Origin of the sequence: Bacillus sp. FSL R7-0672 (genome assembly GCF_038601465.1) — a bacterium.
GTDB classification, from domain to species: domain Bacteria; phylum Bacillota; class Bacilli; order Bacillales; family Bacillaceae; genus Bacillus; species Bacillus pumilus.
In genome coordinates, this window is record NZ_CP152010.1 from 1455818 (window position 1) to 1470318 (window position 14501).

Annotated in this window: 18 protein-coding genes; 15 read left to right on the top strand and 3 right to left on the bottom strand. The window is 41.5% G+C overall.

Annotated features, from left to right (window positions below):
• Positions 1-32: 32 nt before the first annotated feature.
• Positions 33-956, bottom strand: coding sequence for a heme A synthase (locus tag MKY18_RS07190; RefSeq protein ID WP_065097218.1), 924 nt, complete (start codon positions 954-956; stop codon positions 33-35).
• Between the two features lie 392 nt (positions 957-1348).
• Here MKY18_RS07190 and cyoE point away from each other — a divergent pair, with 392 nt between their 5' ends.
• From cyoE to ctaG, 6 genes are all read left to right on the top strand, one after another.
• The gene (gene cyoE / locus MKY18_RS07195) at positions 1349-2266 is read left to right on the top strand and encodes a heme o synthase (RefSeq protein ID WP_106067379.1); all 918 of its coding nucleotides are present in this window, start codon (positions 1349-1351) and stop codon (positions 2264-2266) included.
• 278 nt (positions 2267-2544) lie between these two features.
• A complete protein-coding gene (gene coxB, locus MKY18_RS07200; protein ID WP_003212202.1) occupies positions 2545-3612 on the top strand; it encodes a cytochrome c oxidase subunit II in 1068 nt (355 codons plus the stop codon).
• Positions 3613-3782: 170 nt separating this feature from the next.
• Positions 3783-5654, top strand: coding sequence for a cytochrome c oxidase subunit I (gene ctaD / locus MKY18_RS07205; RefSeq protein ID WP_065097220.1), 1872 nt, complete (start codon positions 3783-3785; stop codon positions 5652-5654).
• On the top strand, positions 5651-6274 hold the full coding sequence (gene ctaE, locus MKY18_RS07210) for a cytochrome c oxidase subunit III (protein WP_088001578.1): 624 nt from the start codon (positions 5651-5653) through the stop codon (positions 6272-6274). The genes ctaD and ctaE overlap by 4 nt, the downstream gene beginning before the upstream one ends.
• 2 nt (positions 6275-6276) lie before the next feature.
• Positions 6277-6606 (top strand): cytochrome c oxidase subunit IVB, encoded by a 330-nt coding sequence (gene ctaF / locus MKY18_RS07215; protein ID WP_044142009.1) that lies wholly within the window; start codon positions 6277-6279, stop codon positions 6604-6606.
• 30 nt (positions 6607-6636) lie between these two features.
• Positions 6637-7515, top strand: coding sequence for a cytochrome c oxidase assembly factor CtaG (gene ctaG / locus MKY18_RS07220; protein ID WP_065097221.1), 879 nt, complete (start codon positions 6637-6639; stop codon positions 7513-7515).
• Between the two features lie 31 nt (positions 7516-7546).
• On the opposite strand, the gene MKY18_RS07225 is transcribed toward ctaG, so the two are convergent.
• Entirely contained in the window at positions 7547-7912 is a 366-nt protein-coding gene (locus MKY18_RS07225) for a YugN family protein (RefSeq protein ID WP_065097222.1), read from the bottom strand.
• A 161-nt stretch (positions 7913-8073) separates the two neighbouring features.
• Between MKY18_RS07225 and MKY18_RS07230 the strand changes: the two genes are divergently transcribed.
• From MKY18_RS07230 to coaD, 9 genes are all read left to right on the top strand, one after another.
• The gene (locus MKY18_RS07230; protein ID WP_044142103.1) at positions 8074-8496 is read left to right on the top strand and encodes a CBS domain-containing protein; all 423 of its coding nucleotides are present in this window, start codon (positions 8074-8076) and stop codon (positions 8494-8496) included.
• A gap of 122 nt (positions 8497-8618) precedes the next feature.
• The gene (locus MKY18_RS07235; RefSeq protein ID WP_044142006.1) at positions 8619-9662 is read left to right on the top strand and encodes a CAP domain-containing protein; all 1044 of its coding nucleotides are present in this window, start codon (positions 8619-8621) and stop codon (positions 9660-9662) included.
• Positions 9663-9770: 108 nt separating this feature from the next.
• Positions 9771-10184 (top strand): YlbD family protein, encoded by a 414-nt coding sequence (locus MKY18_RS07240; protein WP_044142005.1) that lies wholly within the window; start codon positions 9771-9773, stop codon positions 10182-10184.
• A 19-nt stretch (positions 10185-10203) separates the two neighbouring features.
• Positions 10204-10452 (top strand): YlbE-like family protein, encoded by a 249-nt coding sequence (locus tag MKY18_RS07245; protein WP_044142004.1) that lies wholly within the window; start codon positions 10204-10206, stop codon positions 10450-10452.
• A gap of 72 nt (positions 10453-10524) precedes the next feature.
• Positions 10525-10932 (top strand): hypothetical protein, encoded by a 408-nt coding sequence (locus tag MKY18_RS07250; RefSeq protein ID WP_106067381.1) that lies wholly within the window; start codon positions 10525-10527, stop codon positions 10930-10932.
• A gap of 57 nt (positions 10933-10989) precedes the next feature.
• On the top strand, positions 10990-11439 hold the full coding sequence (locus MKY18_RS07255) for a YlbF family regulator (protein WP_003211139.1): 450 nt from the start codon (positions 10990-10992) through the stop codon (positions 11437-11439).
• Between the two features lie 66 nt (positions 11440-11505).
• Positions 11506-11778, top strand: coding sequence for a YlbG family protein (locus MKY18_RS07260; RefSeq protein ID WP_003212137.1), 273 nt, complete (start codon positions 11506-11508; stop codon positions 11776-11778).
• Between the two features lie 280 nt (positions 11779-12058).
• Positions 12059-12646: a 16S rRNA (guanine(966)-N(2))-methyltransferase RsmD gene (gene rsmD / locus MKY18_RS07265; RefSeq protein WP_257736834.1), complete on the top strand. Its 588-nt coding sequence runs from the start codon at positions 12059-12061 to the stop codon at positions 12644-12646.
• A 3-nt stretch (positions 12647-12649) separates the two neighbouring features.
• Positions 12650-13132, top strand: coding sequence for a pantetheine-phosphate adenylyltransferase (gene coaD, locus MKY18_RS07270; protein WP_044142001.1), 483 nt, complete (start codon positions 12650-12652; stop codon positions 13130-13132).
• A 13-nt stretch (positions 13133-13145) separates the two neighbouring features.
• Here the strand turns inward: coaD and ylbJ are convergent, their stop codons facing one another.
• The gene (ylbJ, locus tag MKY18_RS07275) at positions 13146-14354 is read right to left on the bottom strand and encodes a sporulation integral membrane protein YlbJ (protein ID WP_044142000.1); all 1209 of its coding nucleotides are present in this window, start codon (positions 14352-14354) and stop codon (positions 13146-13148) included.
• Positions 14355-14501: the final 147 nt, after the last annotated feature.

A 14501-nucleotide genomic window follows, 5' to 3' on the forward strand; every position in this document is an offset into this window, starting at 1 on the left:
CCCCATTCCGTATGGAAGGGGGATACAAATTCTTATTTGAATGGTTCTTTGCTTTCATATTTAAACCGGGCAATGAGTAAGCAGAAGTAACAGAGTACTCCAAACAAACAGGAAATAAAGAATGAATGAGCCAGCGCATAACCTAGTGCGAGCTGAGAATACACAGACATCACACCTGAAATCGCTTGAAGTGTAATGAGAATGGCTGAAATGATCCATCCATAATACAACTGCTTCTGTTCTTTATAATGTTTCATGGCATGGAACATCGCAACAAATATCCAGACGAATAAAAGAAGTGCTGCTGCTCGGTGAGACATTTGCACCCACTGATTAAAGTATGCTGGAAGTGCACCGTCTTTTGAACAAAACGGGAAGACAGAGCAAGCAAGGCTTGATTTTGTATGTCTCACATAAGCACCCGTATACACCACAATATACGTATATGTGATCAAGCCATAAATATGGAACTGCATTCTTTTTCCGATATGGAGCGGCTTCACAAGCTTTGTTTCAGATCTGGTTGCCTCAAACACAAGAAGGGCAAGCAGTAAGATTGAAGCAAAAGAAATCAGTGAAATACCGAAGTGCAGTGCCATCACAAGTGCGTTAGAACCAAACACAACGGCGAGTGCCCCTAATAGCGCTTGTAGAAGTAAGAATATAATCGACATGATGACCAAGAATTTGGTTTCACGGAATACTGGACTAATCTTTTTCCAGCATAAGACCGCCAGTGCCAAGACAAGAATGGTTGAAACCCCTGTTGACATGCGGTGACTCCATTCGATGATGGAAGCAGGGTTCATTTCAGGGAAGAAACGACCGTGACAAAGGGGCCACTGCCTGCCGCAGCCAAGACCCGAGCCGGTTTTCGTCACAAGCGCACCACCAATCAAAACGATCAGCATCACAAACGTTGTGATCACGCTCAATAACCTTAAAGCAAATTTCATCAAATTATTTCACCTTCTCTAAAAAACTTCTGATCTAAATGAAAAACCTCACATGCTCTCAAGTTTAAGCCAAATGCGTGTTCTGTTGCAATTCATAATCACCAAAGTTCACAAAAAAATGATATGTTAGTTCACAAAGTTTACAGATTTAGAGTGCTTGATCTTTCTTTCACAGTCTGATAGAAATAGAGGAGAGAATAATTCATATTGCACCGCCTTCTGAACACACGTATATCCTAATAAATTCACGAAACGTTCACAAATAACTTCAAGTTTGTCGTTTATTATTTAATAGGATGTTTTTTTACAGCTCTTTATCTTGTATGATAGAGTTGTAACGATTTTACGTTTTATTGTTAGTTTGAAGGTTTGGGCAAGGGAGGTTATACACATTGGCAAATTCCAAAACAGCCGCGGAAGCAGCTATTCATGGACAAATAGAAGAAACCACAGCTTTGAAAGATTTTCTTGCACTTATTAAAATGGGCATCGTCAATTCCAACTTCATTACAACATTTACTGGAATGTGGCTTGCTTTTTATTTTACAGATATGAGTTTCCTTGGGAATCTTGATATTGTGCTGTTAACAATGATTGGTTCTTCTCTTATTATTGCCGGTTCATGCGCCATTAATAATGCGTTTGACCGTGATATTGATATAGTTATGGAAAGAACAAAAACAAGACCGACCGTCACAGGTAAAATTCAGCCGGGGCAAGCGTATGCATTTGGTATTTTGCTTGTTGTACTTGGACTCATCATGCTTCTGATGACAACCATAACATCAGCAGTGATTGGATTTATCGGAGTCTTTACTTATGCGGTTCTATACACCATGTGGTCTAAACGTCATTACACCATTAATACCGTTATTGGAAGTGTATCTGGTGCGGTGCCGCCATTAATCGGTTGGACAGCTGTCACAGGTACAATCGATACAACGGCTTGGGTTTTGTTTATGATTATGTTCATTTGGCAAATCCCGCACTTCCTGTCACTTGCGATTAAGAAAACGGAAGATTACCGTAAGGCAGGTATTCCAATGCTGCCAGTCGTTTATGGCTTTGAAGTCACGAAGCGCCAAATCATCATTTGGACAGCATGTCTTCTCCCTCTTCCATTTTTCTTAGGTGGATTAGGATGGCCGATTGTCGCACTTGGCACATTGCTGAATATTGGATGGCTCGTCATTGGCCTTATGGGCTTTAAAATGAAAGACGTCATGAAGTGGTCAACGCTCATGTTCGTTTATTCATTAAACTACTTAACCATCTTTTTCGTCGCGATGATTATTATTACACTATTCTAGAGTAAAATACACTTTGATCACATCAAAACAAGGCTATATCTTATAACACAACATTTTCTAACAACTATGAAAGCCGCCTGATATTCAGTTCTATTTAGGCGGCTTTCTGTTTATACATAGATGGTATTTTGAGTAAAAACATCATTTTTTTATGAAAAGAGGAAATGTAAGTGCTTTTATAAGAGGCGGGGGTTATGGATGGGTGAAAAGTGATTTTATAAATAAGAGGTAAAAAGCGAAAGGCAAAGGAGATCAAGCAAAAGGGGTTGGGACAAATTATGATAAGAAAATGGCGTGTTTATTCACTGTTTCTCTTATTGACGCTCGTTTTGGCGGGCTGTGGTGAACCATACTTATCAACACTCAAACCAGTTGGGGAAGTAGCAGATAAACAATTTTTCCTAACGGTACTGAGTACACTCATTATGGTTCTTGTCGTCATTGTTGTATCGATCATTTTCTTTTACGTCATCATTAAATTCAAACGTTCTAAAGTGGGAGAAGATACGATTCCAAAGCAGGTGGAAGGGAACCGTAACCTAGAAATTACGTGGACAGCGATTCCGATTCTTCTCCTCATTATTCTCGTTGTGCCTGTCGTGGCATACACGCTTGAGCTTGGGGATACAAGCGCTATGGATAAGAAAAAACGAGATCCTGAAAAGACACTTGTTGTCAATGTAAGAGCCAGTTTATATTGGTGGGAATTCGAATACCCTGATTATGGGATTGTCACAAGTCAGGAATTGATTGTACCGACAGATCAAAAGGTTTACTTTAAGTTGAAAGCATCTGATGTGAAACACTCTTTTTGGGTTCCATCGGCTGGCGGTAAAATTGATACAAACACAGACAATGAAAACAAGTTTTATTTAACCTTTGATTCAAAACGAACGAAAGATGCAGGAGAATATTTCTACGGGAAATGTGCGGAGCTTTGCGGTCCCTCACATGCTTTAATGGACTTTAAAGTTAAAACGCTTTCTCAAGATGAGTTTTTAGGATGGACGAAAAAAATGGCTGATTACAAGAAGCCTACATCCACAAAAGATCTCGCCCTTGAAGGTGAAAAATTATTTAAAGAGAAAAACTGCTTGAGCTGTCACGCAGTTGAGCCTGGGGATGAACGGCCGGAAGCGGCAAGGACAGCACCAAACCTTGCAACCTTCGGAGAGCGAACGAAAGTAGCTGGAATTAAAGACATGAACAAAGAAAACGTAAAAGCATGGCTGAAAGATCCAGAGAGCTTTAAACCAGGGAATAAAATGACAGGGACGTACCCTAAATTAAATGACTCAGAAGCAGATGCACTTTATGAGTATTTAAAAGGACTTAAAATCGAGTAATTTCTAATAAGCATGTGTAAGAGGGTATGTAATTGATGTGAAGTTTTTGTTAAAAGCTCCCGAATATGTCTCTACAACCAAGAAATAGCCATCTGTCAGACACAGTCTGTGTAAAGTTAAAATAGACATCTATATGAAAAGGGGCAAATGGGAGATAAGAGGGGGATTTCATGGTGAGTACTATAGCTAAAAAGCGGGGGTTTGGCGCTGTCTTATGGGATTACTTGACGACGGTTGACCACAAAAAAATTGCCGTACTATATTTAGTGGCAGGGGGATTTTTCTTTTTAATTGGCGGCCTGGAAGCGATGATAATCCGTATTCAGCTAGCCATCCCTGAAAATGATTTTGTAAGTGCAGGGTTTTACAATGAAGTCATGACGATGCATGGAACAACGATGATTTTCCTTGCAGCAATGCCGCTTTTATTTGCATTAATGAATGCGGTTGTACCTATTCAAATTGGTGCACGTGACGTAGCATTTCCGTTTGTGAATTCACTTGGTTTTTGGCTGTTCTTTTTCGGAGGAATTTTCTTGAATCTAGGATGGTTTATGGGCGGGGCACCGGATGCAGGCTGGACTGCATACGCTTCGCTCACGCTGAATTCAGAAGGTCATGGCATGGATTTCTATATTTTAGGTTTGCAGATAGCGGGTATTGGTACACTAATTGCCGGAATCAACTTTCTTGCAACGATTATTAATATGAGAACGCCTGGGATGACGTATATGAGAATGCCGCTCTTTACTTGGACGACATTTGTCGCTTCAGCACTGATTTTATTCGCATTCCCGCCACTTACAGCAGGGCTTGCGATGCTGATGCTTGATAGAATGTTTGATACGAGCTTTTTCAATCCAGAGCTCGGCGGTAATACAATCATCTGGGAGCATTTGTTCTGGATTTTCGGACACCCAGAAGTTTATATCTTAATCCTGCCAGCATTCGGAATATTTTCTGAAATCATTCCAGTGTTTGCAAGAAAAAGGTTGTTTGGCTATTCGTCCATGGTGTTTGCGACTGTATTGATTGGTTTCCTTGGATTCATGGTGTGGGCGCATCACATGTTCACAACAGGACTTGGTCCAATTGCCAATGCGATCTTTGCTGTAGCCACAATGGCAATCGCGGTGCCAACAGGAATTAAAGTATTTAACTGGCTTCTCACCATATGGGGCGGTAATGTGAAGTTTACAACGCCGATGCTGTATTCCGTTGCCTTTATACCGTCGTTTTTACTTGGCGGGGTAACCGGCGTCATGCTTGCAGCAGCTGCAGCAGATTATCAGTTCCATGATACGTACTTTGTTGTGGCGCATTTCCACTACGTCATTATCGGCGGGGTTGTATTCGGTATTTTAGCTGGTGTGCATTACTGGTGGCCGAAGATGTTTGGAAAAATACTGAATGAGAAGCTTGGGAAAATTAGCTTTGTGCTATTTTTCATCGGTTTCCATTTAACTTTCTTTATTCAGCATTTCCTAGGTCTTTGGGGCATGCCGCGCCGAGTCTTTACATTCCTGCCAGGTCAGGGGTTAGACCTTGGGAACTTGGTCAGTACGATTGGGGCGCTGTTTATGTTTGTAGCTGTTATCATTCTGCTGATTAACGTCATCTGGACGACAGCAAAAGGAGAGCGTGTATCGGGAGATCCTTGGGGAGACGGAAGAACGCTTGAATGGGCAGTGTCTTCACCTCCGCCAGAATATAACTTTAAACAGCTTCCACTTGTCAGAGGACTAGATCCATTATGGATTGAAAAAATGGATGGTAAAAAAGGAATGACAGCATCTGAACCGCTCGATGATATTCACATGCCGAATAATTCCATCTTACCTGTCATTATCTCATTCGGTCTATTTGTGTCAGCGTTTGGCTTCATGTATCGTCAAGAGCATAGCTGGGGGCTTCCAGTGATTCTCATTGGTCTTGGCATTACATTTGCGACCATGCTGGTTCGCTCTCTTAAAGACGATCATGGGTACCATATTCACAAAGAAGATTTGACCGATGACGATGATAAAGGGGTGAAAGCATAATGGAACCACAAAAAATGACAGCAGAAACTTTTCCGGCTTCTCCTGAGAAAGCCACGTTAGAAGGAAAGAATAAGTTCGTCGGGTTCTGGTTGTTTCTTGGGGGAGAAACCGTTCTGTTTGCATCGCTATTTGCCACGTATTTGGCGCTGAAAAACTCTAATGCAGGCGGAGCAAAAACAACGGATATGTTTGATCTCACACTTGTCTTTATTGCCACGATGCTTCTTTTGACGAGCAGTTTAACGAGTGTGTATGCAATGTATCATATGAAAAACTTTGCCTTTAAAAAGATGCAGCTTTGGCTTGGCGTGACTGTGCTATTAGGTGCATCATTTCTAGGGGTTGAGATTTATGAGTTCTATCATTATGTGCATGCGTATGATTTTACCATTACCAGCTCAGCTCTTGGTTCCTCCTTCTATACACTTGTAGGAACTCACGGGGCTCACGTCGCCTTCGGACTTTGCTGGATTACCGCTCTTATGATTCGAAATATGAGACGTGGACTCGATTTATACAATGCGCCGAAATATTATGTGGCAAGTCTGTATTGGCACTTCATTGATGTTGTGTGGGTCTTCATCTTTACCGTTGTATATTTAATGGGAATGGTGGGATAAGAATGGGAAATAAAAGCACAAATCAGTCTAAAGTCGATCTTGTATACCGTAAAAAGAAAAATGCCGAAGAAATGAAGCATCAGCTCATTTCTTTCGGCTTGATGATTGGATTAACCTTTGTTGCCTTTTTAACAATCGCTTCTGAAGACGTAGGAAACTGGTTCGCAGTACCATTTATTTTACTGCTTGCCGTTATTCAGGTGGCTTTTCAGCTTTATTATTTTATGCACATGAACCAAAAAGGGCATGAAACACCCGCATTGTTTCTTTACTCAGGTGTGTTTGTCGCGTTTATTACCGTATTAGCCTTTTTGACCATTATTTGGTGGTAAGCCCGCTTTGCCCTTGAAGGAGGCGCAGCAATGGAGAACTTAGAAATATTCGGATTTCGGGCATTATGGAGCCCTTACTATTTGACTAGTATTGTCATAGCAACTGCTCTTTATCTGCTTCTTGTGACAAAGGGGAAGCATCGTGCGACGGTAAAAGAGAAAACGTTGTTTCTGACGGGGCTTGTTCTGTTATACGCCGTAAAAGGAAGCCCAATTGATTTAATGGGGCATATTATGTTTAGTGCACATATGGCGCAAATGGCGGTGCTCTATTTAGTCATTCCGCCTCTCCTTATTACAGGATTACCTGCGGCCATTTGGGAGCGGATCATACAAACACCAGGCATTCAGCAGATGTTTCGTTTGTTTTCCAAGCCTTTAATTGCATTGCTTGGGTTTAACGGCTTGTTTTCGATGTACCATATTCCGCTTGTGTTTGACTTTGTGAAAACAGATCCGTTTTATCATGCGCTGATGACAGTGGTCATTTTTATCGCTGCCTTTTTCATGTGGTGGCCGCTCGTTCATAAAGTCCAAAGTCAGCCTCAGATTACAGGCATTTTAAAGCTTGGTTATATCATGGCAGACGGGATATTAATGACTCCTGCGTGTGCACTTATCATGTTTAGTGAGGCACCGATCTATGCAACCTATTCTGATGCTGGTGCTTGGATACAGGCGCTGCATCTATGCGTACCAAGTGATACGCTGGCAGGTCTTGCGCTCACAGGTCCTGAAATGTTCCATACCTTGCCGCTGCTAGAAGACCAGCAGCTAGGCGCGATTTTGATGAAAATTATTCAGGAGATTGTGTACGGCTCGATTCTTGCTGTTGTCTTCTTTGACTGGGCAAGAAAAGAAAGAGCGAAAGATGCCGTACCAGATGCCCTGATTCCTAAATATGAATGAAAAAAGCACAGCCATAAGGCTGTGCTTTCGTTTATGCTTCTGCAGTCATTGCTTCTAGTTTTTCTTTCAGCTGTTCAAGCGTTTTTTTGCTTGATTGGATGAGAGACTTAGGGAAATCTTCGCCTTCACCGTATTCAACACCGTGCGGATAATAATGTTTTCCGAGTAAAGGTGTGAGAAGCTGTATGTGTGCTCTTTTTGAACCAACATCTCCTTCGGTGGCGTAGCCGGAAATGCGTAAATAAAAGGTTCCCTCTACCATGTTATACTTTCTGTCGTACGTCACACGCTCATAATCCCATTGATCGGCTCGTACAAATCCTTCACTTTCCATGATGAAATCTAATTTATTTAAGTCAGTTGCTACCTTTTCAATCCCCGTACCTTCAAACTTCACCCAAAACCCCTCCTTATAAAAATTCCCTTTACTGACAATCATAGTATGAAAGCGTTAAACTTTCAACTGTGAAAGGTATGTTCTTTTATAACCTGGTTACAGTAATAAAGAAAATAACAGATGGAGGAATCAACGTGAAAACGAAAAAAATCAAAGATATTATGACAAAAAAAGTAGTGACATGTCAGCAAGATGACAATACGTATGAAGCGGCAGTCAAAATGAGAGACGCAGACATTGGAGCCATTCCCGTGGTTAACGGAGATCAACTCGTTGGTATCGTGACAGACCGTGACCTTGTACTCAGAGGCATTGCAGAAAAAAAGCCAAACTCACAGGAAGTAGGCTCGCTGATGACAAAGGAAGTACTGACAGCAGAAGAAGATGCAACGCTTGAAGAAATTGTCCGGCTGATGTCAGAGCACCAGCTTCGCCGCATTCCTGTTGTGAAGAACGGTGCATTAACAGGGATTGTCGCTCTTGGAGATTTATCCGTCGAAGATTTATCGAATGATCGCGCAGGGGATGCACTGACAGAAATCTCTCAGCAGGATCAAGATCATGGGCAAGGATTTCTTCATTAAGAGGGGCATATTTTAAATTCGTGTTAAATAGGCTGTATTGTCGTTGATAAATAGAGCGAGTTTTGTTTAAATGACAGTAGAAGGTACTTTTTGTACCTTGCCAATTTAACGGAGGTGTTTATTTGAAAACTGTGCTCAAAACACTCCTCATCCTCCTGATTATATCTGGAACGTACGTTCTGTTTATTCAATATGGATCTTCACCAGAAAAAGAAAACAGCAATGAACCGAAGGTGTCTAATGAAGAAACATCTAGCGATAAGCCGATCAACATCCCGAAAAAGGGGCTCATGTCCTTTATGGGGAAATCTTCAAACGAAGTGCTTAAACAGCTGGGAGAACCAGATCGCATTGATCCTTCCGCATATGATTATGACTGGTGGATATACAATCAATCGAAGAAGCACTATATTCAAGTAGGGGTAAAGGATAGTAAAGTGGTGACGTTGTTTGCAACAGGAGACGGGCTCAATGTTGAACCGTTTAAAATCGGTCAAGCCACAAGTGAGGTATTTAAAAAAACACAAATTGCACCTTACATTCATGTAGAGGATGAACAAAATTCATACCGCTTTGAATTCTCAGAAGATGATATGAATACAAGACCCACCGTGAAAGTGGACGATGATGTATATGTTCAGCTTTACATGGATAAGTTTGAAAGCACCCTTTCAAGTATCAGGGCGTTTAACGCAGATACATTTGTGAAACAAAAGCCATACGAAGTCGTCTATCGTGGTCAATTGATAGAACCAGAGGCAATATCGGGTGAAAAATGGAAAGAGATCGAAGCTTCCAGTCAAAAACAAATTTTTGATATGACCAATATTATTCGTCATAAGTACAAACTGCCGATCTTAAAGTGGGATGATGAAACCTCTGAAGTGGCATTCATGCATAGTGAGGACATGAAAGAGAATCATTATTTCTCCCATGAATCTAAAAAATACGGTACGCTGAAAGACCGATTAGAAAGAGGCGAGGTGGCATTTCAGCTCGCAGGTGAAAACATTGCCTATAATTATGTAGATGGACCTGCAGCGATAGAAGGCTGGCTCAATAGTGAAGGTCATAGAAAGGCGTTATTAAATAAAGATTACACACACCTTGGCGTCGGTGTGAAAGAAAAATACTACACCCAAAACTTCATCAAAAAAACATCTTAAACGAAAGCAGCTGCACCATCACAGCTGTTTTTTTGATTGAAAAAGAGGCTCACCAAAATAACTGCTGATGTATATAGTATAGTAGGCATTTGTATGGGGGGTGAGGATATGACAAACAAGCAAAAACAAACATCCATTGATGAATTTAAACAATTCGTCAGACGCCATCCGAAGTTAATTCAAGAAGTGCAAACGCAAGAAAAAAGCTGGCAAAGTGTATACGAAAATTGGGTCATGTTTGGTGAAGAAGATGAGATGTGGTCTCCTTACCGGCAAACGCAGTCTGAAGACGTGAAAGAAGAAAAAGCCTCTAAGCCAAGTGAAGCGGGAAAAGCCGATTTTATGTCTAAAATGGTTTCTGCTGTGAAAAAAATGGACGCTGATCAAATGAATGAACAAATCAACAAAATGAGCCAGTCTATTTCCTCTTTACAAAGCTTACTCGGACAATTTTCATCAAATGGCTCAAAGAAAGGTTCATCTGGAGGCAGTCAGCACCCATTCTCCTTCAGGAAAGATTAAGTGAAAGGGGATGCTTTTGGTGCGGAAAGAAGTACAGGAGTTTGTCATGGCCGAAGAGGATCGAATCAAATTCATCAGACAGCGTCCTCTCTGGTACAGACAGCTGACTCGACATCCTGATAAGCTATCGTCCTTTGAATTAGATAAAATGAATTTTTACGAAAAAACCATTCCTCATCGTGTGAGTCAGTTGAGTAACAGTGTCCAAATGGCTGAAATGATGATTCAAATGTTCCAAGCAATGCGCAATCAAAATGGAGCCGGATGAGGCTTTTTTGAGTTGATTAAGATGTCCATTTCCTGAGCATCCTATAAAAGTAGATGAAAGGAGAATCAGATGATGAAATGGATGCTGTCAATATGCGCATTGCTTTTTCTTGTCACCGGGTGTCAAAGTCAACATGAAGAGAAGCAAGTCATGAAGCAAGATCCAGCTGTACCCGTGATGCAGCAAGCCCAAAGTGAAATGAAGCAGCAAGGCTTTTTAAAATACAAAGTGCAGGGGTCTTCTGTTTATATAGAAAGTACACTGCAAGATTTTCATCTTGAGCCTACGCGACTAAAAAAGGATGAGAAGGCGGGATATTTTACAGTGTATGTAGACGGAAAACGTGCAGGCAATGAATATACTGCTGCATTTGTGGTCAAGCATCTCTCAAAAGGAAAGCATAAAATGACCGTTGTGCTCAATTCTCGTCATCCAGAATATAGGCAGAAAAGAGAGACATGGGATGTATTTGTGACGTAAAAGCATTTTCTGATCCATAGGTTTCGTGGTAAACTATGAATTGGAGGTGCATCATTTATGTATGCGACAATCGAATCTGTGGAGCTCCAAGAGGAAGCGAATCAATTGGCTGCCATGATTCTTCAGTCGGAGGAGGCTGAACATTACCGCAACTGCTTTAAGCGTCTCCAGCAAGACGAAGAAGCCCAACAAATTATTGCCCATTTTACAAAAGTAAAAGAGCAATATGAGGATGTGCAGCGGTTCGGCAAATACCATCCGGACTATAGAACGATCTCAAAGGAAATGCGTGAGGTCAAAAGAAAGATAGATCTTCACGATACAGTGGTTGATTTCAAAAAAGCAGAAACAGCGATTCAATCCATCTTAGATGAGATTAGTATTGAAATCGGTCAAGCTGTATCAGCATATATCAAAGTTCCAACAGGGAACCCATATTTTGATGGTCTATCATCATGCGGCGGTGGCTGTGGATCTGGTGGCAGCTGTGGCTGTAAAGTATCTTGACGAGACTTGAATGTCTCGTCTTTTACATAATGACTTAAAAGAATTGAAAAAGCGGCAGGTGAAAAGATGGAAACCAAACGTCAAGGGATGGTCGTTTGGCTGCATTCGTTAAAGCAGTCAAAGGCGCTAAGAAAATTTGGAAATGTTCACTATATTTCAAGGAAAATGAAATATGCAGTGATCTATTGTGATATGAATGATCTCGAGCGCCATATGGCTAAGCTCAGCTCATTGCCATTTGTGAAGCGTGTTGAGCCTTCATATAAACCTTTTATTAAATTAGAGTACGAATCCAAATTGGACAAAGCAAAAGAGTATGATTATAAAGTGGGCTTTTAAAGACACAAAAAAACCCCCGCGGCATCACCCGCGGGGTCCTTCTATTCTTAATGATTCATTAAGGAGAAGGCAAAGGGAGAGGAGAAACCGGAGGAAGAACTTATGGGGAAACGTAAGTCTTCTCCGCGGTTGGCAACAGCACCACATCAGATGCTGTTATAAGTAGTATGACCCCGCTTTCCTTGATCTATACATAGAAAATGAATGAAAGTCCGCGCATTGTCCCCTGCGGAGTGTTGTGGTAAGATAATGTTGGATTTTTTGTCATACACAATAACCAATAGAAGCAAGCAGAAAAAGTGGTGGGAAAATGAGAGTCATCTCTGGAACGAGAAAAGGCCGCACACTTAAAGCGGTACCAGGTCAATCAACAAGACCGACGACAGATAAAGTAAAAGAATCGATATTTAATATGATTGGCCCGTATTTTGATGGCGGATGGGCCCTTGATTTATTTGCGGGAAGCGGTGGTTTAGGGATTGAAGCGCTTTCTAGAGGATTCGATCATTGCATATTCGTTGATCGAGATATGAAGGCGATTCAAACGATAAAAGGAAATCTCAATCAATTGGAGCTGATTGATCAAAGTGAAGTGTTTCGAAACGAGGCAAAGCGTGCACTCGCAGCCGTTGTGAAACGAGAGGAATCCTTTCAAGCGATCTTTCTTGATCCGCCTTACAAAGATCAACAGCTGAAAGCACTTCTTGACATGATTGACGAGCATGCCTTATTAACAGATGACGGCGTGATCGTGTGTGAGCATGATAAGGACGTTATACTGCCAGAGGAAGCTGGACAGCTTTACATATCAAGACAGGAACTGTATGGGTTGACTGGTATTACGATCTATAGAAAGCGGGGAAATTAAAGCATGGGGAACATAGCCGTTTGTCCGGGTAGCTTCGATCCAGTCACATTGGGCCATTTGGATATCATCAAAAGAGGTGCAAAGATCTTTGATGAAGTGTATGTATGTGTACTAAATAACTCATCCAAGAAACCGTTATTTACCGTTGAAGAACGGTGTGAGCTCATTCGCCAAGCGACGAAGGATCTGCCAAATATCAAAGTTGAATCCTTTCACGGTCTGCTTGTTGATTATGCGAAACAAAAAGAAGCCAAAGTCATTTTACGCGGATTAAGAGCTGTGACAGACTTTGAATATGAAATGCAAGGCACATCAATGAATAAAGTGTTAAACGATGACATTGAAACGTTCTTCATGATGACCAACAATCAGTATTCCTTCTTAAGCTCCAGCATAGTCAAAGAAGTAGCGAAATATGATGGTTCAGTCAAAGACCTTGTGCCAAAAGAGGTAGAAGAAGCGCTGATAGAAAAATTTAAAGGATGAGTGCACCGTGTACTCATCCTTTTTTTAATTTCTGATAGTATAGCGCCGTATACAAGATCAAGCTGCATAGCGTGATCAAAGGGCCAGCTGTCACAAGCTGATTCCAAAGCACACTGCTGTACATGACGACCTGCTGGCTTGCTTCAAAGGCACCTGCTGGGAGAGCCATGTCAGATCGAGAGACATAAAGAGGCTTGAACAATAAGAAGGCAAAAACAGCTGCATAAATCCCGTGAAGCAAACGAGCGAAGAAAAACGGTTTAAAGCGTATATCTGTTGCCGCCAAAATGCCAGCGACCTGAGCTTGAACAGAAAACCCGCTGAATCCTAATATAAAGCTGACGACAATCGTTTTAGCAAGAAGGGTGACTTCCTGTGACCCTGTCAGCTGACTTCCTAATGTGATTTCAAATAAACCAGCAATCATTGCAAGATCTAATTCTGGCGGAAGATGCATCGTTTGCAGCATATATCCGATCCCTATGGATAAGAGGTCCGTCACATGAACAACTGACAGCATTTTGCTAAACACAGAAAATAAGATAATAAAGCCGCCAATCATAAAGAGTGTTTGGACTGATGACATGACCGCATCACTTAAAATTTGGCCGAGCGGTCTTTTCTCTGCGAGTCTTGCTGTATGAAGAGCGCTGAATGCCTCTTGAAACGGTGGGAATAAAAATCGCTTACGGCTCCTCAGATGTGCATCATGCCGTGCTTTATATCCCCGCATCGTCACCCCAACAGCGAGATTCCCTAAATAATGTGCGCAGGCCAAAACAATTCCTAAAGCTGGATGATGAAAAAAACCAACAGCCACCGCACCGAAAATAAACAATGGATTCGATGAATTTGTAAAAGAAACGAGGCGCTCTGCTTCGATTTGTGTCAGTTGTCCTTCCTGCCTGAGTCTTGTGGTTAATTTCGCACCAGAAGGAAAGCCTGATGCCATTCCCATTGCTAGGACAAATCCGCCTACACCAGGTACTCGAAAGATAGGGCGCATAAATGGTTCTAATAATACCCCGACAAATCTGACAATCCCGAAACTAATTAATAGCTCGGACAAAATAAAAAAAGGAAGCAATGATGGAAATACAACCTCCCACCACATTGCAAGTCCATTTTTAGACGCTTGCAAAGAGGCTTGTGGATGTGTAATCACAGTGGCTGTTAAAAAGATAAAAAAAGCAGCGATGAACAGAGTGTTCCATTTTTTCATGGAGATTTCGCCCCTTGCCGTTATGATCTATTGGCGAGCTCGTGATCAAAAAAGAAAGAAACTAGCCGAGCCTGTCTTCTATTACTATACGAGCAGAAGGGGCATGTTTAGACCAATAGATTCGTATATATGCATAGAAAAGAGGAG